Source organism: Aliiroseovarius marinus (genome assembly GCF_004360145.1).
In the GTDB taxonomy this organism is placed as follows: Bacteria; Pseudomonadota; Alphaproteobacteria; order Rhodobacterales; family Rhodobacteraceae; genus Aliiroseovarius; species Aliiroseovarius marinus.
The window spans coordinates 48466-65009 of sequence record NZ_ML178717.1; the positions used below are offsets into that span (position 1 = coordinate 48466).

A 16544-nucleotide genomic window follows, 5' to 3' on the forward strand; every position below is an offset into this window, starting at 1 on the left:
AATGGGCGTAAACGCCATGGCTCGCAAGTCTGACGTGACGTGGAATTGACGTTTACGGAAGGTAAGCGACGTTAGGAAACATCGCGCTTTTCTGCAGGTCGTGCTTAAATCTGCCCTTCGGTGAACTGCAGTCGCGCCAAACGGGCATATAGACCGTCCTGCGCAACAAGTTCATCATGGGTGCCTTGGGCGACGATCCGGCCTTCGTCAAAGACCACGATCCGGTCGGCCTTTTTCACGGTTGCCAGACGGTGTGCCACGATCAAGGTGGTGCGGCCTTGGGCCAGCTCGTCCACCGCGCCCTGCACCAGACGTTCGCTTTCCGCATCAAGCGCTGATGTGGCTTCATCAAGCAACAGGATCGGCGCATCCCGCAGGATCGCGCGTGCGATGGCGATGCGTTGCTTCTGGCCACCCGACAGCATCACGCCGCGTTCACCCACATAGGTGTCATAACCTTCGGGCAGACGCGACAGGAAGTCGTGCGCGGCGGCGGCCTTGGCGGCGGCTTCGACCTCGGCATCCGTGGCGTCAGGGCGACCAAAACGGATGTTTTCGCGGGCTGAGGCGGCAAAGATCACCGCGTCCTGCGGAACCAGAGCGACATACTTACGGAAGTCATCGCGGCGCATGTCGCGCAGATCAACGCCATCCAGCTTCACCGCCCCACTTTCGGGGTCATAGAAACGCTGGATCAGCTGAACGATGGTGGTCTTGCCCGCGCCCGAGGGGCCGACAAGTGCAACGGTCTCGCCCGCGGTGACATCCAGAGTGATCCCTTCCAACGCGGCCTGATTGGGGCGCGCAGGATAGTGGAACGTGACATCGTCGAAAGTCAGCGCTCCGGTCGGGCGGTCGGTAATCGCGATGGGGTCCGCAGGGTCTTTCACCTGATCTTCGGCGTTCAGAAGCTCGACCAGACGCTCGGTAGCGCCGGCTGCGCGCTGAAGTTCGCTCCAAATCTCGGACAGGGCACCGACGGCGCCCGCGACCATTACCGCGTAGATCACGAACTGCACCAGCGCACCGATAGACACCTCGCCCGCCGTCACGTCGCGCATCCCGATCCACAACACGCCCACGACGCCCGAGAAGATCAGAGAGATCACGATCACCGTCATGAGCGCGCGGGTGAGAATGCGGCGCTTGGCGGAAATAAAGCTTTCCTCGGTCAGGCGCGAAAACTCGGTCCGGCTGAGGTCTTCATGGGTGAAGGCCTGCACGGTTTGCACCGACAACAGCGCCTCGGAGGCGTTGCCCGAGCTTTTGGCGATCCATTCCTGATTTTCGCGGCCCAGCACCCGCAGACGGCGACCCAGCACGATGATCGGCACAATGACAACCGGCACAATTAGCAAAACCAGCCCAGTCAGCTTGGCCGAGGTGAACAGCATCAGGATGATGCCACCGATGAAAATAAACACATTGCGCAGGGCGACGGACACCGACGAGCCAATCACCGACAGGATCAACGTGGTGTCGGTGGTGATCCGCGACAGCACCTCGCCGGTCATGATTTTCTCATAAAACGCCGGGCTCATCCCAACGACGCGGGCAAAGACTGCCTTGCGGATGTCTGACACGACCCGCTCGCCCAAACGCGTGACAAGGTAATACCGAAGCCCGGTGCCCAGCGCGAGCAGCGACGCCACCCCTAGGGCAGCCATGAAATACTTGTCGAGCAGTTCCGGCGTGGCGTCTCCGAACCCGTCGACAACACGGCGCACCGCAATGGGCAGGATCAGCGAGATCCCAGCCGTGAACACAAGGGCGACGAAGGCGGCCAGAATCCACAAGCGATGGGGCCGCATGAAGGGCCACAAACCCGACAGCGCGCCGATACGTTTGGATTTCTCGCGTTCGTCCATCTCGACGCTGGACGCACCTGCCTGTCTTGCCATGTGATCTGCTCCTTTCGTGCACGGATACCGAAACCACCCAACACACACAAGCGGCATTGAATATTTGCGGCGCGCGCCGTCGCACAGACGCGCTTTTTCCTGCGGCGCGTTCCCGCTATACTGGTCGGATCAGAATATCGAGTATCGGAGCGCGTATCATGTTCACAGCATCCAAACTGCGCCTGCCGGCCATCGGGATGGTCCTGACACTGGTCGCAGCCTGCGCCACACCTCAAAATCAGTGCATTGCACGCGAAACGGCCGAATACCGGGCAGTATCCGCACAGATCGAAGAGCTGGAAGACACGTTGGAGCGTGGATACGCCCTGCACCGACAAACGGTTCAGTATTCAGACCTGCGCGTTTGTCATGTGAAGGGGAAACGCTATGTGCCCTGCCCCAGAACGCGTTTTCAGACGATCGAGACGCCCGTGTCCATAGACATGGACGATACCCGCAAGAAACTGGCGCGGCTCAAAGCACAGCGCGCCAAGCTTGCACCCGCCGCAGTCGCCGCGCGCGAAGCGTGTATCCGCGCCTATCCAGAGTAAGCTCTGCTTGCTTCACGAAAAATGCGCCAAGCGCGTTTACTTGGGAACTGAAACCCTGATCGCAGTAGGCGTTCCATTCTGCCCGAAGACCCGAACCAGGATGAACCCTCCGTTTCGCAGCCGTTTTGCGGCCTTCGGACCGATATTGCCGTTTGCGACCAGCGTCTGAAGGGTTTTGCGGCTCTGGCTGTTGCCAAAATACGGATCCCACTGATCGCCGGGCTGGCTGACACCAAACCGGTGATAGTTCGCTCGATCCCGGCGCAAGACTTTCCAAGGCTCGGACAGGGCCGCGCCTTTGGCATTCGTTAGGTCAGATTTGCCAATGAACACCGTGAACGCGCCGATTTGCTCTTGCGCCACGGCGGCATGCGACGCAAAGGCCATGCCCAGCGCCACAGCGGCAGTTTTCAGCAGTTGAATGCGATAACGCATGTCCCATTCCTTACCCACGCGCCGATCAGCGGCATGCCTTTAGAATGGGGACCGAGCGTCCGAAGGTCAATGGAGGCAAGCCTGACTGTTGATCAGCTTCCGCCCGTCACCGTCAGGCCCAGCATCCGCCACGCGTGCATGCCCCCGCGGTAATAGTGGATCTTGTCAGCAGGGAAGCCCGCTTCGATCATGCGTCGCGCAGCGGTCGGGGACTGACCACACCAGTTTCCGTTGCAGAACAGGGCGACCGGCTTGGCTTCCTCACAGACGAATCCATCGAAATCCAGTTCACAGCCCAGTTCGTCCAGACGATCCGTCGCTTCGTTATACGGAATCGAGATCGCGCCCGGAATGGTTCCGGTTTCGTGATCCGCCGCCACACGGCTGTCGACCACGATGGCCTCGGGGTCTTGCAGCATCTCCAGAAGCTCCAGCTCGCCAATCGGCGTTACGCCCGGAGCAGGCACCATGGGTTGCACACAGAAATTCGGGCAATTGCGCGAGGTCCGCGCCCATTCGCCCGACAGCTCGTGTGCGGTGTCATCAATGCGCGAGATTTCGACTTCGCCGTTTTCGGTCTGAACCGTCACCCAAGGCATATCGGGGGTAATGTTCACGTCAGCAAAAACAGGGGCGGCGAGAAGGCCAACGGCCGCCGCAATCAGAAAGGGTTTCATGTCGGCTCCTGTGATTGGGATCAGTTGAAGGTCTCGAACACGTCATACATGACGGGCTCGAAGCTTTTGCAGAGGGTCGCGATCTTTCGGTTCCGCTCACGCATTTCTTCGGTGCGCAGCATCGCCTGAAAATCTTCGCGCCGATTCCACTGGCTATAGTTGGCAATCCGCGTCTGGGCGTCATTTACATGAAGACCCGCGCCGACGAACCCCGGCTGTTTCGAGATGAAGCTTTCATAGGCATCCGTCAACGCATCCAGAAGATCCTGACAGGTGCCGGGCGTCATCTCGAACGTGGTGATAACGGTTTGATAGTCGGGGGCTTTGCTGATTTTGGGCATGGCTTCCTCCTTGATAAAAGAAGCGTAGCCCGAATTGGATCACATATGAATATGTGATCTTGCCACAGCGTTAGTCAAAGATGTCGAAAAGCTCGGACAGGACCGACTTTTTGCGCTTTTTCTTATAGCGCTTGGCGTGGCGATAATCGTCGTCGTCGCGGTCGTAGGAATCGTCATCATGCTTACGCTTGCGCGAGCCTCCGGGCTTCAGTCCTGCGCCACGCTCCATCTCTTCGCGAGACCGCATGCGGACGGGTTCGTCGCGATAGACCGGCTCGGGCTGCGGGGGAAGCGATGCGACATAGGGATCCGGGTCGTCCAGTTCGACCGCCGGGGTCGCCTTTTCGATGATCTTGTCCAGTTCGCCCCGATCCAGCCAGACCCCACGGCATTTGGGGCAATAGTCGATCTCGACCCCCTGGCGCTCGGTCATCAAAAGCTCGGTTCCGTCTACCGGACATTTCATCTTGGATCCTCCTGTTCTGAGGATCATGTAGGCATGAAAAAGCGGGCCACAAGGGGCCCGCAAGTTTGTCACGCAGGGAGGGAGAGAAGTTAGCGCGACACGTGAACCGCACAGGGCGCATGGCGTACAACACGCGCGGCTGTCGATCCCAGGAAGAAATCCGTCAGGCCCGGACGGTGCGAGGCAACAACGATACAGTCGACCTTATTGTCCTTGGCGTAATCCACGATGGCATGGCCCGCATGGCCCGAAATCACAGCGATTTCGATATTCGGCGCATCCTTCAGTTCGTCCTTCAAACGCGCTTCCAGCTCGTGCACATTATCGTCCAACTGGCCTTCCGGCAGGTACTGGGCAACATAGGCGGGCACTTCCTCCATCACGTGGAGCGCGGTGATTTTTGCACCTTCTTCCGAGATCGCGTTGGCGATCTCAAGCGCCTCAGTGGTGTTGCGATCGTGATCAAGTGCGATGGGCACCAAAACATTCTTGTACATGGGTCAGCTCCTTCATGGGCTTCAAGTCGTCTTGTTTAATGCGTAACGCGCGAACCATCGGCTGAATATGACACAGGTCAAATACCCCCCTTTTCTTGTCGGGCTTTCCTTTCTACCCTGACCCCATGAAAACGCAGACCAACACGCCTGATCTTTTGGTTCTCGACCACAAACCGTGGCTTCTCTCGCTCAGCATGCTGGCGGGGCTTCTGATCTTTCTGGGGGTTGGCACAACTGCCCTGCTGCAGGGGGAAGTTCTGTTCGGCGTAATGTTTTCCGGCATTGGCACCCTTGCTTGGGGTGGCTGCTTTCTGGCCTTTTCCAAGCGGGTGCAATTGATCTTTGACGCCCGTGCCGGACAGATCGTAAAGCGCAAGCGGTCGTTCTTTGGATACGCGCAGGATGTCTATCCGCTCGACGCGCTCTGCGGGGCCGAGCTTGAGGAAACGCGCAGCGATGGATCCAGCATGTATCGCCCTGTTCTGGTGATGACCGGGCAGCCAAACCTGCCGGTCGTGTCCTACTATACCAATGGGTCCGGCCCGCGCCGCACGACCGAGGCGGTAAATGCGTGGCTGGAAGCGCGACAAAGCCCAATGCAGCTTGACTCACAGCTTGACTCTGATCCCCAGACGCCGTAACTCACCCCCAAATCTCGGAAGTGCGAAACTTCCGGTCCCATGGCCCAATGCCGGGATCGCCCCCTGTCAGCGTGTTACGCCCACAGGGGCCATCGTGGTTTGGGCGTTTGGAAAAGCGCAACCCGGCCCCTATCTTGGGGGAAACGAAACGGCAAAGGAGCCGAGATATGTTTGAGAGCCTGTCAGATCGCCTGTCTGGTGTCTTTGACCGTCTGACGAAGCAGGGTGCGCTGTCTGAAGATGATGTAAAAACTGCCCTGCGTGAAGTGCGTGTGGCCTTGCTTGAGGCGGACGTCTCGCTGCCCGTGGCCCGCGACTTTGTGAAAAAGGTGCAGGAACAGGCCACCGGTCAGGCCGTGACCAAATCGGTCACGCCGGGCCAGCAGGTCGTCAAGATCGTACACGACGCGCTGGTCGACGTTCTGACCGGCGAAGGCGAGCCCGGCGCGCTGAAGGTCGACAGCCCCCCTGCCCCGATCCTGATGGTCGGTCTGCAAGGTGGTGGTAAGACCACCACAACCGCGAAGCTGGCCAAACGCCTGACGGAAAAAGAGGGCAAGCGGGTTCTGATGGCGTCGCTCGACGTGTACCGCCCCGCCGCGATGGATCAGCTGGCCGTTCTGGGTACTCAGATCGGTGTGGACACCCTGCCGATCGTTCCCGGCCAGAAACCCGTCGACATCGCCAAGCGCGCCAAGCAGCAGGCGACGATGGGCGGCTATGATGTCTATATGCTCGACACCGCCGGTCGTCTGCACATCGACGAAGTCCTGATGGGCGAGGTCGAGGAAGTCTCGGCCGTGGTGAACCCACGCGAGACCCTGCTGGTGGTTGACGGTCTGACCGGTCAGGTCGCAGTCGAAGTGGCGCAAGAGTTCGACGACAAGGTCGGCATCTCGGGCGTGGTCCTGACCCGTATGGATGGTGACGGACGCGGTGGTGCGGCGCTGTCGATGCGTGCAGTTACCGGCAAGCCGATCAAGTTCGTCGGTCTGGGCGAAAAGATGGACGCGCTGGAAACCTTCGAGCCCGACCGGATCGCAGGCCGCATCCTTGGCATGGGCGACATCGTTGCTCTGGTCGAGAAAGCCCAAGAAACCATCGAAGCCCAGCAGGCCGAGCGCATGATGAAGCGCTTCCAGAAGGGTCAGTTCAACATGAACGACCTGAAGATGCAGCTGGAGCAGATGATCAAGATGGGCGGCATGCAGGGCATCATGGGGATGATGCCGGGCATGAAGAAAATGGCCAAACAGGCCGAAGACGCCGGCATGGACGACAAGGTTCTGAAACAGCAGATCGCTCTGATCCAGTCGATGACCAAACGCGAACGTGCGAACCCGCAGATCCTGCAAGCCAGCCGCAAGAAACGCATTGCCGCCGGTGCGGGCATGGAAGTGTCCGACCTGAACAAGCTTCTGAAAATGCAGCGCCAGATGGCGGACATGATGAAGAAGATGGGCAAGATGGGCAAAGGCAAGATGCTGAAGCAAGCCATGGGTGGCATGTTCGGCAAAGGTGGCGGCATGCCCGATATGGGCGGTATGGACCCCTCGCAGATGGATCCGAAAGCGCTGGAACAAGCCGCGAAAGCCATGGGCGGCAAACTGCCCGGCGGTCTGCCCGGTCTGGGTGGCGGTGGCCTGCCCCCCGGCCTGTCCGGCTTCGGGAAGAAGAAGTAAGCGACCCGTGAAACTGCCCTTCGATCATATCACCACGCCGCGCCTTGTGCTGCGCCCGCCAGAAGCGGGTGACTGGGATGCGTTCCGCGATTTCCTCGTGGACAATCCGCGCGCGTGTTTCGTGGGTGGTGGACCGAAGAGCGACACCAACCGTCGCCTGGCTTGGCGTGCCTTCGGCCACGCGGTAGGCCATTGGGTGCTGCGCGACTACGGCCCCTTCATCGCCACGGACAAGGCCGATGGCCAGCCCATCGGCTGGATCGGCCCGTGGAACCCCGAAGGCTGGCCGGAGCCGGAAATCGCTTGGTCGATCTGGTCCGATAAGCACGAAGGCAAAGGCTTTGCACATGAGGCTGCCGTGGCCGCGATCGACTGGGCCTATACCAACACCGATATCGACAGATTCGTCAGCTATGTGGATCACGACAACGCCCCCTCGGCCGCCTTGGCCAAACGCTTGGGCTGCGTGATCGACGCGGACGCCCCGCGTTTTGAAGACGAAGACGACAGCTATGACGTCTGGCGCCACCCCGCGCCCGACACAGACGGCAATCCGGAGGCCTACGCATGACCGACGCATCCACCCGTGCAGCAGATCTGCTGAAAGAACATCGCGAGTCGATCGACCGGCTGGACGCGATCCTTGTCTACACGCTGGGCGAGCGCTTCAAGCACACGCAGGCGGTGGGCAAGCTGAAAGCCGAACACGACCTGCCCCCGTCGGACCCGAACCGGGAAGCCCGTCAAATCGAACGACTGGAAGATCTGGCCACCCGCGCCAATCTGGATCCTGAATTCGCCAAGAAATTCCTGAACTTCATCATTGATGAGGTCATCAGGCACCACAAGAAACACCAAGAATGAATGGGCTGTAAGCCCCTCAAATAGCTAGTAAAAAGGAAAACTCTCATGGCTATGAAAATTCGTCTCGCCCGTGGCGGCTCGAAAAAACGTCCCTTCTATCGCGTTGTAGCTGCAGACTCGCGCATGCCGCGCGATGGCCGCTTCATCGAGAAGCTGGGCACCTACAACCCGCTGCTGCCGAAAGATTCGGAAGAGCGCGTAAAGCTGGACATGGAACGCGTTCAGTACTGGCTGGACCAAGGCGCTCAGCCGTCGGACCGCGTATCGCGCTTCCTGGAAGCCGCTGGCGTTCTGGAGAAGAAAGAGCGTGCAAACCTGAAAAAAGGTGAGCCGGGCCAGAAAGCCAAGGACCGCGCAGAAGAGAAAGCCGAAAAAGCTGCTGCCGCTGCTGAAGCTGCTGCTGCTCCGGCTGAAGAAGCTGCTGCCGAGGAATAAATCCTTCGGAACGGATCTGACGACATGCACGCCTTTTCAGACGAGTTTCAGTCGGATCTAGAAGATCTGATGCGTTGGCGGCGCGACGTGCGCCGCTTTCGCACAGATCCTGTGGACGAGGCATTGCTGACGCAGTGCCTCGACGCGTTTCTGATGGCCCCCTCAGTGGGGCTGTCCGAACCGTGGCGCGTGGTGCGTGTCCAAAGTGACCGCGCCCGTGCCGCCGCTCTTGAGAATTTCAAAGCCGCCAATGCCGATGCGCTCACGGGTTATTCCGGGGACAAGGCGCAGCTTTACTCTGGCCTGAAATTGTCCGGCATGGAGAATGCGCCCGTTCAACTGGCGATCCTCTGCGACGAAGCAACCGACAAAGGCGCGGGTCTTGGCGCAAAAACCATGCCCGAGATGCGCCGCTATTCCGTGGTCTCGGCCATCATGCTGTTCTGGCTGGCGGTGCGCTCGCGCGGGCTTGGTCTGGGCTGGGTGTCGATCCTCAATCCAGAGCAACTGTGTCGCGATCTGGACGTGCCTGAAAGTTGGAGCCTTGTGGGCTATTTCTGCCTCGGCTGGCCCGAGCAGAACGCCGATAGCCCCGAACTGGAAAAAGCAGGATGGGAAAGCCGTCGCGGCTCGCTTCCTGTCGAGGTAAGGTGACACCAATGGGTTTGCTTTTTCATCCAGTGAAGCTGATCATACTGGTCAGCGCGGGCTTTACCGCAGGCGTGGTCTATGAACGCGGTGTGCTTGGCGACAAATGCGAGGCCCGCGGGGGTAAAATGGAACAAGCTGTCTGCATAGGTGCAAAATGAGTGACGACCGGATTTGTGTAGGAAGCATCGGTGGCGCCTATGGCGTTCAAGGCGAGGTGCGCATCAAAAGCTTCTGCGCCGAACCCACGGCGATTGCCGATTACGGCCCGCTGTCGTCCGAGGACGGCAAGCATGTCTTTTCCCTGACCCTGCTGCGCCCGATCAAGAACGGGTTTTCCGTGCGGATCGACAGTGTCTCGACCAAGGAACAGGCTGACGCGCTGAAAGGCGTGAGGCTTTATGTCAGCCGCGACGCCCTGCCCGCTTTGCCGGATGACGAGTTTTATCACACTGATTTGGTAGGCCTGACGGTGCTGGACACTGGCGGGACAGAGCTGGGCAAGGTCCATGCGGTGCACAATCACGGCGCGTCCGATGTGCTGGAAATCAAGCTGCCCGGAAGCTCGACCACCGCGCTGTTGCCCTTCACGCTGGATGCGGTGCCGACTGTGGATCTGACGTCGGGCCGGATCATCGCCGACCCGCCCGAGGGCGTCTTTCCGGACGACACAGCCTCTTAATCTTCGAACAGTTTTTCGGCGTATTTCAGAAGGTTCTGAAAGCGTTGTTGCTGCCCGGACCGCCGGTCCCCGCGCCGTTTCGGAATATCACGCCAATCCCCCAGCACGCGAATGGGCAGAATGTAACTGAGCGCGGGCTGCGCCTGCGTGTGCAGGTCAGCCCCATAGCCGCGCCAAAACGCATCAAGTGCAGGCGTGTTCGGATCGGCATCGAACCTGCCGTGATAGCGCACCAGAAATTTCGCCAGATCATGCGCGGTGGTCACAGTGCGCACGCCCTCGAAATCCAGCCCGACGGCGCCGGTTTCGGTGATCAGCAGATTGCGCAGATGCATGTCACCATGCGCCACGGCGATGGGCGTGGGCTTCCCTGTAGCGGCCTCGGCCAATGCAGGGATCCGGTCGGCATAGGCCAGAAAGAGGTCCCGGCGTGGCACATCGTGGCTGCGATCCTCGACCTCGGCCCGCATCTGGGCTGCCCAACGCACCATGGCTTTAGGATCGATTGGGCGGGTTTCTTGCAAGGTTGCGCGGTGGAAACGACCGATCCAGCGCCCGCAGGCCTCTAGGATCTCGTCGGACTTGGCCAATCCCAACTCGGCCATCCCCAGCATGTCTTGCGCGGTTCTCACCCCGATATGCCGCATGATCAGACTGCGTGTTTCGGGATGGACAGACAGGATCTCGGGCACTGCGCCTGGACCTAGGTTTTCCAAGGCTTTCTGATGTCCACCAAGGTGATGCTCGAACTCCTCCAGCGCATCCCCAGCCGCAAACGCCTTTAGCACCACATCGATGGCATCTGCATCATCCACCCGCCCAAGATTGGTCAGGCGCACAACGACCCGCCGCCCTTTGTTTGACGTCCGATCAGCCAGCACCACCGGCATCACGCTTGACAGATGCGGGCGCAGCCAGTCGTGCTGGGCCGCGATCTCGCGCGCAAGATGCTCAACAGCTTGACGATCTTCACGTTCGCTCAAAAGAGCACCTCTGCGGTTTGCATTTCCCTTTGACTGTCGTAGACAGCCGCTATGTCTAAGGTCAATGAAAATAGCGCGCCCTCCACGCCCCCGAAATCCAAGGGCCGTTCCCATGGTCGTCTGGCGATTTCCGCCAGCTTCAAACCGCGCGAGCTGATGACGGACACGCCGCGCGTTGCGGGCACGTGGACCGCCAAGGTGATCACGCTGTTCCCCGGCGCCTTTCCCGGCGTGCTGGGCGAAAGCCTGACAGGCAAGGCCCTGAAAGATGGCCGCTGGGCGCTGGAGCCCATCGACCTGCGCATCTTCGGCGAGGGCAAGCATCGCAACGTGGATGACACGCCTGCCGGTGGTGGCGCGGGGATGGTGTTGCGCGCTGACATTTTGGGCCGCGCCATCGACATGGCGCAGCGCGGCGTGCCCGCGGATCGTGCGAAATGGCCGATCGTTTATATGTCCCCGCGTGGAAAACCGATGGATCAGGCCACCGCCCGCCGCTTTTCCGAATGTGCCGGCATGACCATCCTGTGCGGTCGTTTTGAAGGCGTCGATGAGCGCGTGCTGGAAGAATACGACATCGAAGAGGTCAGCCTTGGTGACTTCGTCCTGACCGGGGGCGAGATCGCCGCACAGGCCATGCTGGACGCCACCGTCCGCCTGCTGCCCGGCGTCTTGGGCAACGAAGCCTCAACCGAGGAAGAGAGCTTTTCCGCCGGGATGCTGGAACACCCGCAATACACCCGCCCCGCCGAATGGCGCGGCCGCACGATCCCCGAGGTTCTGACGTCGGGCCATCACGGCAAGGTCGCCGAATGGCGGAGGGAAATGAGTGAGAAAATTACCCGTGAACGTCGGCCCGATCTGTGGGACGCGTTGACCCGCGATCAGGACGACACCTGACCGCCCCCCTCTGACTTTCTAAAGGTTACACCACAATGGAACCCCTTCTTGAACAGGTCCAAAGCTATGGACCGTTGCTGCTAAACGTTGCCAAAGCCTTTGCCACGCTGGTCATCGGCTGGATGGTTGCCAATGCCCTTGGATCGATGGCCCGGCGCAAGGTTAACAACACACCCGAAATCGACCCAACCCTTGGCAATTTCATTGCCTCGATGGTGAAATGGGTGATCTTGCTGATGGTGCTGGCCGCCGTGCTCAGCATCTTTGGCATTCAGGCGACCAGCCTTGTCGCCATGCTCAGCGCCGCCACGCTGGCGATTGGTCTGGCGCTGCAGGGCACGCTGAGCGACATTGCGGCTGGCTTTATGCTGACGCTGTTTCGCCCCTATAAACTTGGACAATACGTCGATATCGGCGGCACGGCTGGCACGGTGAAAGACCTGAACCTGTTCGTGACCGAACTGACGACCCCTGACAATGTGCAGGTGATTGTGCCCAATGGTCAGGCCTGGGGCTCGATCATCCGCAACTTCTCGCACCATGACACCCGTCGCGTCGATATGGTCTTTGGCATCGACTACGCCGACGACATTGACAAGGCGATGCAGATCATCACCGATCTGGCCGAGGCCGATCCGCGCGTCCATGCCGATCCCGCCCCGTGGGTCCGTGTCACCAACCTTGGCGACAGCAGCGTCGACCTGACCACCCGCGTCTGGTGCGACAACGCCGAGTACTGGAACGTGAAATTCGAGTTGACCAAGGCGGTAAAAGAGGCGTTCGACGCCAAAGGCATCTCGATCCCCTATCCGCATTCGGTGGAAATCAAGAAAGAGGCGTAAGCCCGCCACCGGGCCAAACCGCCCGGCGCTGAATTGGAAGAGGCCGCTCTGCACGAGGGCGGCCTCTTTTCTTATCTACGTCGCGTGCGATCATGCCCCGCGCTGCCCCAAAGCGGCAACCGTTTGCGCCCAGCGATCGACTTGCTTGTCACTTGGATGGCTCGCCTGCGCGAAATGGGTTACGCGGGCGGGACGCAGGCCGACAAACTCCAAGATCTGCTTCTTGAGCTGCCAGAACAGCGGGCGATGCAGGAAGAAGCGGAAGTACCACCACGGGCTGTCCGAGGTCAGGATGACGCGGGCAGAGCGACCCTTCAAAAGTGGCTTCGGCAGGCCAGCACCACGCGGATCAAAGGCGACGCCCGGCAAAAATGCGCGGTCTATCAGCCCCTTCAGCTTGGCCGGCAATCCGCCCCACCACATCGGACTAACGATCACGACGTGACTGGACCAGTTCAGATCATCCAGAAATTGCTCCAACGCCGGTTCGAGCGGTTTGTGATGCTTGTATCCGCCAAATCCATAATCCGCGTCGAACGTCATGTCGTGAATATGCAGCACCCTTACGTCGTGCCCCGCTGCTGTTGCTGCCTCAGCATATTGCGTTGCCAAACGCTTGTTCAACGATGTCTCGGCCGGATGGCCGTTCAACACCAGTATCCGTTTCTGTGTCATATCAGTCTCCACAATTGACCACGGTCATTTTCCTTGCACACAAAACTGACCACGGTCAATAATTAATTTTGACCACGGTCAAAATATGTGGGATAAAGCGCCATGACGACGACGATCCAACCCCGCACATTGAAAACCCGCGCCCGCCTGATCGAAGCCGCAACGGACATCGTTGCCGAAAGCAACTTCACCGAATTGCGGGTGGAAGAGGTCGTGCGCCGAGCTGGCGTCGCCAAGGGCACGTTCTTTGCCCATTTCAAGGACAAGGACGCGCTTCTGGACCGGATGATCGGGGAAATCATCGATCAGCACCTTGATCAGATCAGCGCGCAAAACACGCCCAAAACGATTGACCAGATACTGGACACTCTGACCCCATTGATGCGGTTCATGGGCAGTGAACGCGCGGTGTTCGACGTCATTCTGCGCTATTCTGGTGCCGCGTCGGTAGAGGAGATCGGCCCCATCGCAGCGACATTCGAGCGGTTCATTCACGTGCTGGCAGACTGGTTCGTCGATGGTCCCTTCCGTCAGGATGCAGACCCCGCCACGCTCGCCGAAGGGGTTCAGGCTTTCGTATTTCAGGCGCTCGCGTTGAACTTCTGCGCGCTGAACAACACCCGCCCCGTTCGCGACCGTCTGCGCCCATATTTGGAACTGTGGTTGAACCCCGCCAAAACGCTTGATCCACAGGGCTAAAGCCCCTATACACCGCCCGTCCGGCACTCTTCCGAGTCGCACGGGCCTTTTCCTTTTGGGCTGTTGCCTTTCTTCGGCAACCACACAGCGCAGCGGAAACTGACAAAGAAACGACGGACTACCCTCCCGCGGGCGTGAAAAACGGACCCGGTGAAGACGCGGAGCTCTTGTACGGCACCAACTTTGCGGACCAACCGCAAGCAGATAGGAGATGATCAGATGGACCTGATCGCACAGCTCGAGGCGGAACAAGTTGCCGCCCTGGGGAAAGACATCCCCGATTTCAAAGCCGGCGATACCATTCGCGTAGGCTTCAAGGTGACCGAGGGTTCGCGCACCCGTGTGCAGAACTACGAAGGCGTTTGCATCAGCCGTAAAAACGGCGCTGGCATTGCCGGTTCGTTCACCGTTCGCAAGATTTCCTTCGGTGAAGGCGTGGAGCGTGTATTCCCGCTGCACTCGACCAACATCGACTCGATCACCGTAGTTCGCCGTGGCCGCGTACGTCGCGCCAAACTGTACTACCTGCGTTCGCGTCGCGGTAAGTCGGCACGTATCGCTGAAGACACCACATACAAAGCCAAGAAAGCTTAAGGAGCGTCGATATGAAAAAGGATCTGCATCCCGACTACCACCTGATCGACGTCAAAATGACCGACGGCACCATCGTTCAGATGAAATCGACCTGGGGCAACGAAGGCGACACTCTGGCGCTGGACATCGACCCCACCGTACACCCGGCATGGACCGGCGGCGGCGCACGCCTGCTGGACACCGGCGGCCGCGTGTCGAAATTCAAGTCGAAATACGAAGGCTTTGGTTTCTAAACCACGCCTCTTTCGAGACAGAAACGCCGCTTCATTCGAAGCGGCGTTTTTTTGTTGGGATCGGACTATGATCCCACCCGCCATTTCCCCGCCTGGTCCGGCAGCCATGCCTCGATCGCGGCGGTGGCGACGACATGCACTTGCCCGGCGCTGTCCGTGTTCATGCCGCCTTTCACTGCGCGCACCTCGGCACGACCTCGGGGCAATTCGGCGCGGACAACCTCCAAGTCCACCTGTTCAGGGTCGGCCACACCGATGGTCACGGATACGCGCATATCTTGGTGATCCAGCCCCAGCGTGGAAAACAGAGTGATCGACGAATGATGCAGCGCATCCTGCACCGCGCGGCAGGCGGCTTTGGTGTAATCCTGACCATAGAGGTCGTTGCCCATCCCCATCTCAAGGATCATGCGTTTTTCACCCATCACGCAGCCTCCATCATGAACGACACGGCAATGGCGACATTGGCGATCAATGTTTTGCCTCCATGCGGCTTGCCGATGTCCAAACCGCCGTGCTTCACAGCGAAGGAAATGTTGCCATAGGGAAAGTCCTTGGCCAGCTGGCTGGTGTCGACCTGATCGGGCTGTTGCACGGCGATTTCCACGTCCACGATCATGTCGGTTTTCTCGAACCCGAACAGCTCGGCCATATTGACCGAGTTGTGCCACAGCGCATCCCGGATCGCGCGGGCGGCGGCCTCGGTATAGTCTTCGCGGCGCAGCGACGTGCCCATGCCAAATTCGACAAGTACGCGTTTCTTTTCCATCATGCCTCCTGAGGTTTTGTCCAAGCTTACCGCAGCCGTGCTGTGATCATAGGGCCAGCTTCGCGAAAGAGTTGTACAATTTGGATTTGCGCCTCTTCCCCCTGCGAATGATGCGACATATAGTGGCCGAAAGAAAAAAACACTCAAGATACCGGGGATAGTGGCGTGGCACATATTATTGTTGTCGGGAACGAAAAGGGCGGTGCGGGTAAGTCGACCGTGTCGATGCATGTGGCGACCTCGCTGTCACGCTTGGGGCACCGCGTGGGCGTGCTGGATCTGGACTTGCGCCAGCAAACCTTTGGCCGGTTCATCGAAAACCGCAAGGTCACGATGGAGCGTGAAGGCACCGATCTGCCGACGCCTGAGTACCACGATCTGCCCGACATTGATCCGTCCGAGCTGAAAGACGGCGAGAATCCGTATGACCGCCGTTTGGCGATGGCCATTGCCTCGCTCGAACACAGCCAGGACTTCATCCTGATCGACTGCCCCGGCTCGCACACCCGCCTGAGCCAAGTGGCGCATTCGCTGGCCGATACGCTGGTGACGCCTCTGAATGACAGTTTCGTTGATTTCGACCTGCTGGCCCACATTGATCCGACCTCGGGCAAGGTCACCGGCCCGTCTGTCTATTCCGAGATGGTGTGGAACGCCCGCCAACTGCGTGCCAAGGCCGGTCTGAAGCCAATGGATTGGGTCGTCGTGCGCAACCGTCTGGGCGCTCAGATGATGCACAACAAGAAGAAGATGGGCGATGCGATTGACGAGCTGTCGCGCCGCATCGGCTTCCGCGTGGCCCCCGGCTTTAACGAACGCGTCATTTTCCGCGAGCTCTTCACCCGCGGCCTGACCCTGTTGGACCTGCGCGACATCGGCGTTATGGGGCAGATGAACATCTCGAACGTCGCTGCCCGTCAGGAACTGCGCGAGCTGATGAAGGCCCTGAACCTGCCGGGTGTCGAAGTCAAAATCTGACGCTGCGCGCCCGCAGGCCGAATTCTCTTTTCGCAGGCATTTTCAGGGGCT

25 protein-coding genes are annotated in these 16544 nt (G+C 59.7%); 15 read left to right on the top strand and 10 right to left on the bottom strand.

Annotation, left to right across the window (positions count from 1 at the left end; translation table 11 throughout):
• Positions 1-104: 104 nt before the first annotated feature.
• A complete protein-coding gene (locus tag EOL43_RS08555) occupies positions 105-1901 on the bottom strand; it encodes an ABC transporter transmembrane domain-containing protein (RefSeq protein ID WP_133487544.1) in 1797 nt (598 codons plus the stop codon).
• Between the two features lie 158 nt (positions 1902-2059).
• Between EOL43_RS08555 and EOL43_RS08560 the strand changes: the two genes are divergently transcribed.
• Positions 2060-2452, top strand: a complete 393-nt coding sequence (locus EOL43_RS08560; RefSeq protein ID WP_133487546.1) for a hypothetical protein — start codon at positions 2060-2062, stop codon at positions 2450-2452.
• Between the two features lie 36 nt (positions 2453-2488).
• On the opposite strand, the gene EOL43_RS08565 is transcribed toward EOL43_RS08560, so the two are convergent.
• The 5 genes from EOL43_RS08565 to EOL43_RS08585 all read right to left on the bottom strand — a co-directional run bounded on the left by EOL43_RS08565 (position 2489) and on the right by EOL43_RS08585 (position 4868).
• Complete coding sequence (locus EOL43_RS08565; protein WP_240686504.1) at positions 2489-2887, bottom strand: hypothetical protein; 399 nt, start codon at positions 2885-2887, stop codon at positions 2489-2491.
• A 92-nt stretch (positions 2888-2979) separates the two neighbouring features.
• Complete coding sequence (locus tag EOL43_RS08570; protein ID WP_133487548.1) at positions 2980-3564, bottom strand: rhodanese-like domain-containing protein; 585 nt, start codon at positions 3562-3564, stop codon at positions 2980-2982.
• Between the two features lie 20 nt (positions 3565-3584).
• Positions 3585-3905 (bottom strand): antibiotic biosynthesis monooxygenase family protein, encoded by a 321-nt coding sequence (locus EOL43_RS08575; protein WP_133487551.1) that lies wholly within the window; start codon positions 3903-3905, stop codon positions 3585-3587.
• A 70-nt stretch (positions 3906-3975) separates the two neighbouring features.
• Positions 3976-4371 (bottom strand): TFIIB-type zinc ribbon-containing protein, encoded by a 396-nt coding sequence (locus EOL43_RS08580; RefSeq protein WP_133487553.1) that lies wholly within the window; start codon positions 4369-4371, stop codon positions 3976-3978.
• 89 nt (positions 4372-4460) lie between these two features.
• Positions 4461-4868, bottom strand: a complete 408-nt coding sequence (locus EOL43_RS08585) for a universal stress protein (RefSeq protein ID WP_133487554.1) — start codon at positions 4866-4868, stop codon at positions 4461-4463.
• A gap of 125 nt (positions 4869-4993) precedes the next feature.
• Between EOL43_RS08585 and EOL43_RS08590 the strand changes: the two genes are divergently transcribed.
• The 8 genes from EOL43_RS08590 to rimM all read left to right on the top strand — a co-directional run bounded on the left by EOL43_RS08590 (position 4994) and on the right by rimM (position 9820).
• Positions 4994-5509, top strand: coding sequence for a hypothetical protein (locus EOL43_RS08590; protein ID WP_133487557.1), 516 nt, complete (start codon positions 4994-4996; stop codon positions 5507-5509).
• 167 nt (positions 5510-5676) lie between these two features.
• The gene (ffh, locus tag EOL43_RS08595) at positions 5677-7191 is read left to right on the top strand and encodes a signal recognition particle protein (RefSeq protein ID WP_133487558.1); all 1515 of its coding nucleotides are present in this window, start codon (positions 5677-5679) and stop codon (positions 7189-7191) included.
• Positions 7192-7198: 7 nt separating this feature from the next.
• On the top strand, positions 7199-7762 hold the full coding sequence (locus EOL43_RS08600) for a GNAT family N-acetyltransferase (protein ID WP_133487560.1): 564 nt from the start codon (positions 7199-7201) through the stop codon (positions 7760-7762).
• Entirely contained in the window at positions 7759-8055 is a 297-nt protein-coding gene (locus EOL43_RS08605; RefSeq protein WP_133487562.1) for a chorismate mutase, read from the top strand. Before EOL43_RS08600 ends, EOL43_RS08605 begins: the two co-directional genes overlap by 4 nt.
• 45 nt (positions 8056-8100) lie before the next feature.
• Positions 8101-8490: a 30S ribosomal protein S16 gene (gene rpsP, locus EOL43_RS08610; RefSeq protein ID WP_133487564.1), complete on the top strand. Its 390-nt coding sequence runs from the start codon at positions 8101-8103 to the stop codon at positions 8488-8490.
• 24 nt (positions 8491-8514) lie between these two features.
• Positions 8515-9144 (top strand): 5,6-dimethylbenzimidazole synthase, encoded by a 630-nt coding sequence (gene bluB / locus EOL43_RS08615; protein ID WP_133487565.1) that lies wholly within the window; start codon positions 8515-8517, stop codon positions 9142-9144.
• A gap of 5 nt (positions 9145-9149) precedes the next feature.
• Positions 9150-9299, top strand: a complete 150-nt coding sequence (locus EOL43_RS15350; RefSeq protein ID WP_166636220.1) for a hypothetical protein — start codon at positions 9150-9152, stop codon at positions 9297-9299.
• Entirely contained in the window at positions 9296-9820 is a 525-nt protein-coding gene (gene rimM, locus EOL43_RS08620) for a ribosome maturation factor RimM (protein ID WP_133487567.1), read from the top strand. The genes EOL43_RS15350 and rimM overlap by 4 nt, the downstream gene beginning before the upstream one ends.
• Here the strand turns inward: rimM and EOL43_RS08625 are convergent.
• Positions 9817-10803: a phosphotransferase gene (locus EOL43_RS08625; protein WP_166636221.1), complete on the bottom strand. Its 987-nt coding sequence runs from the start codon at positions 10801-10803 to the stop codon at positions 9817-9819. The two genes, rimM and EOL43_RS08625, sit on opposite strands and share 4 nt — an antisense overlap.
• A gap of 51 nt (positions 10804-10854) precedes the next feature.
• Here EOL43_RS08625 and trmD point away from each other — a divergent pair, with 51 nt between their 5' ends.
• Together trmD and EOL43_RS08635 are read left to right on the top strand one after the other, a co-directional pair.
• Positions 10855-11703 (top strand): tRNA (guanosine(37)-N1)-methyltransferase TrmD, encoded by an 849-nt coding sequence (gene trmD, locus EOL43_RS08630; RefSeq protein WP_133487571.1) that lies wholly within the window; start codon positions 10855-10857, stop codon positions 11701-11703.
• Between the two features lie 35 nt (positions 11704-11738).
• Complete coding sequence (locus EOL43_RS08635; RefSeq protein ID WP_133487573.1) at positions 11739-12545, top strand: mechanosensitive ion channel family protein; 807 nt, start codon at positions 11739-11741, stop codon at positions 12543-12545.
• A 90-nt stretch (positions 12546-12635) separates the two neighbouring features.
• On the opposite strand, the gene EOL43_RS08640 is transcribed toward EOL43_RS08635, so the two are convergent.
• Positions 12636-13220, bottom strand: a complete 585-nt coding sequence (locus EOL43_RS08640) for an NAD(P)H-dependent oxidoreductase (protein ID WP_133487575.1) — start codon at positions 13218-13220, stop codon at positions 12636-12638.
• A gap of 102 nt (positions 13221-13322) precedes the next feature.
• Here EOL43_RS08640 and EOL43_RS08645 point away from each other — a divergent pair, with 102 nt between their 5' ends.
• The 3 genes from EOL43_RS08645 to rpmE all read left to right on the top strand — a co-directional run bounded on the left by EOL43_RS08645 (position 13323) and on the right by rpmE (position 14746).
• The gene (locus EOL43_RS08645) at positions 13323-13919 is read left to right on the top strand and encodes a TetR/AcrR family transcriptional regulator (RefSeq protein ID WP_133487577.1); all 597 of its coding nucleotides are present in this window, start codon (positions 13323-13325) and stop codon (positions 13917-13919) included.
• Between the two features lie 219 nt (positions 13920-14138).
• A complete protein-coding gene (rplS, locus tag EOL43_RS08650; protein WP_133487579.1) occupies positions 14139-14513 on the top strand; it encodes a 50S ribosomal protein L19 in 375 nt (124 codons plus the stop codon).
• A gap of 11 nt (positions 14514-14524) precedes the next feature.
• Entirely contained in the window at positions 14525-14746 is a 222-nt protein-coding gene (gene rpmE / locus EOL43_RS08655; protein WP_133487581.1) for a 50S ribosomal protein L31, read from the top strand.
• Between the two features lie 65 nt (positions 14747-14811).
• Here rpmE and EOL43_RS08660 read toward each other — a convergent pair whose 3' ends face one another.
• On the bottom strand, positions 14812-15171 hold the full coding sequence (locus EOL43_RS08660) for a Lin0512 family protein (RefSeq protein ID WP_133487583.1): 360 nt from the start codon (positions 15169-15171) through the stop codon (positions 14812-14814).
• Positions 15171-15515, bottom strand: a complete 345-nt coding sequence (locus tag EOL43_RS08665) for a Lin0512 family protein (protein ID WP_133487585.1) — start codon at positions 15513-15515, stop codon at positions 15171-15173. The genes EOL43_RS08660 and EOL43_RS08665 overlap by 1 nt, the downstream gene beginning before the upstream one ends.
• A gap of 165 nt (positions 15516-15680) precedes the next feature.
• On the opposite strand from EOL43_RS08665, the gene EOL43_RS08670 reads away from it, so the two are divergent.
• Entirely contained in the window at positions 15681-16493 is an 813-nt protein-coding gene (locus EOL43_RS08670) for a division plane positioning ATPase MipZ (RefSeq protein ID WP_133487587.1), read from the top strand.
• The last annotated feature ends 51 nt before the right edge of the window (positions 16494-16544 follow it).

Excerpts from the sequence above, each read along its gene's own strand:
- EOL43_RS08635 (WP_133487573.1), top strand. The coding sequence starts at position 11,739 with ATGGAACCCCTTCTTGAACAGGTCCAAAGCTATGGACCGTTGCTGCTA.
- EOL43_RS08575 (WP_133487551.1), bottom strand. The coding sequence starts at position 3,905 with ATGCCCAAAATCAGCAAAGCCCCCGACTATCAAACCGTTATCACCACG.
- EOL43_RS08585 (WP_133487554.1), bottom strand. The coding sequence starts at position 4,868 with ATGTACAAGAATGTTTTGGTGCCCATCGCACTTGATCACGATCGCAAC.
- EOL43_RS08560 (WP_133487546.1), top strand. The coding sequence starts at position 2,060 with ATGTTCACAGCATCCAAACTGCGCCTGCCGGCCATCGGGATGGTCCTG.
- EOL43_RS08640 (WP_133487575.1), bottom strand. The coding sequence starts at position 13,220 with ATGACACAGAAACGGATACTGGTGTTGAACGGCCATCCGGCCGAGACA.
- rimM (WP_133487567.1), top strand. The coding sequence starts at position 9,296 with ATGAGTGACGACCGGATTTGTGTAGGAAGCATCGGTGGCGCCTATGGC.
- bluB (WP_133487565.1), top strand. The coding sequence starts at position 8,515 with ATGCACGCCTTTTCAGACGAGTTTCAGTCGGATCTAGAAGATCTGATG.
- EOL43_RS08590 (WP_133487557.1), top strand. The coding sequence starts at position 4,994 with ATGAAAACGCAGACCAACACGCCTGATCTTTTGGTTCTCGACCACAAA.
- EOL43_RS08570 (WP_133487548.1), bottom strand. The coding sequence starts at position 3,564 with ATGAAACCCTTTCTGATTGCGGCGGCCGTTGGCCTTCTCGCCGCCCCT.
- EOL43_RS08660 (WP_133487583.1), bottom strand. The coding sequence starts at position 15,171 with ATGGGTGAAAAACGCATGATCCTTGAGATGGGGATGGGCAACGACCTC.
- EOL43_RS08645 (WP_133487577.1), top strand. The coding sequence starts at position 13,323 with ATGACGACGACGATCCAACCCCGCACATTGAAAACCCGCGCCCGCCTG.
- EOL43_RS15350 (WP_166636220.1), top strand. The coding sequence starts at position 9,150 with ATGGGTTTGCTTTTTCATCCAGTGAAGCTGATCATACTGGTCAGCGCG.
- EOL43_RS08555 (WP_133487544.1), bottom strand. The coding sequence starts at position 1,901 with ATGGCAAGACAGGCAGGTGCGTCCAGCGTCGAGATGGACGAACGCGAG.
- trmD (WP_133487571.1), top strand. The coding sequence starts at position 10,855 with ATGTCTAAGGTCAATGAAAATAGCGCGCCCTCCACGCCCCCGAAATCC.
- rplS (WP_133487579.1), top strand. The coding sequence starts at position 14,139 with ATGGACCTGATCGCACAGCTCGAGGCGGAACAAGTTGCCGCCCTGGGG.
- EOL43_RS08665 (WP_133487585.1), bottom strand. The coding sequence starts at position 15,515 with ATGGAAAAGAAACGCGTACTTGTCGAATTTGGCATGGGCACGTCGCTG.
- rpsP (WP_133487564.1), top strand. The coding sequence starts at position 8,101 with ATGGCTATGAAAATTCGTCTCGCCCGTGGCGGCTCGAAAAAACGTCCC.
- rpmE (WP_133487581.1), top strand. The coding sequence starts at position 14,525 with ATGAAAAAGGATCTGCATCCCGACTACCACCTGATCGACGTCAAAATG.
- EOL43_RS08580 (WP_133487553.1), bottom strand. The coding sequence starts at position 4,371 with ATGAAATGTCCGGTAGACGGAACCGAGCTTTTGATGACCGAGCGCCAG.
- EOL43_RS08605 (WP_133487562.1), top strand. The coding sequence starts at position 7,759 with ATGACCGACGCATCCACCCGTGCAGCAGATCTGCTGAAAGAACATCGC.
- EOL43_RS08565 (WP_240686504.1), bottom strand. The coding sequence starts at position 2,887 with ATGCGTTATCGCATTCAACTGCTGAAAACTGCCGCTGTGGCGCTGGGC.
- ffh (WP_133487558.1), top strand. The coding sequence starts at position 5,677 with ATGTTTGAGAGCCTGTCAGATCGCCTGTCTGGTGTCTTTGACCGTCTG.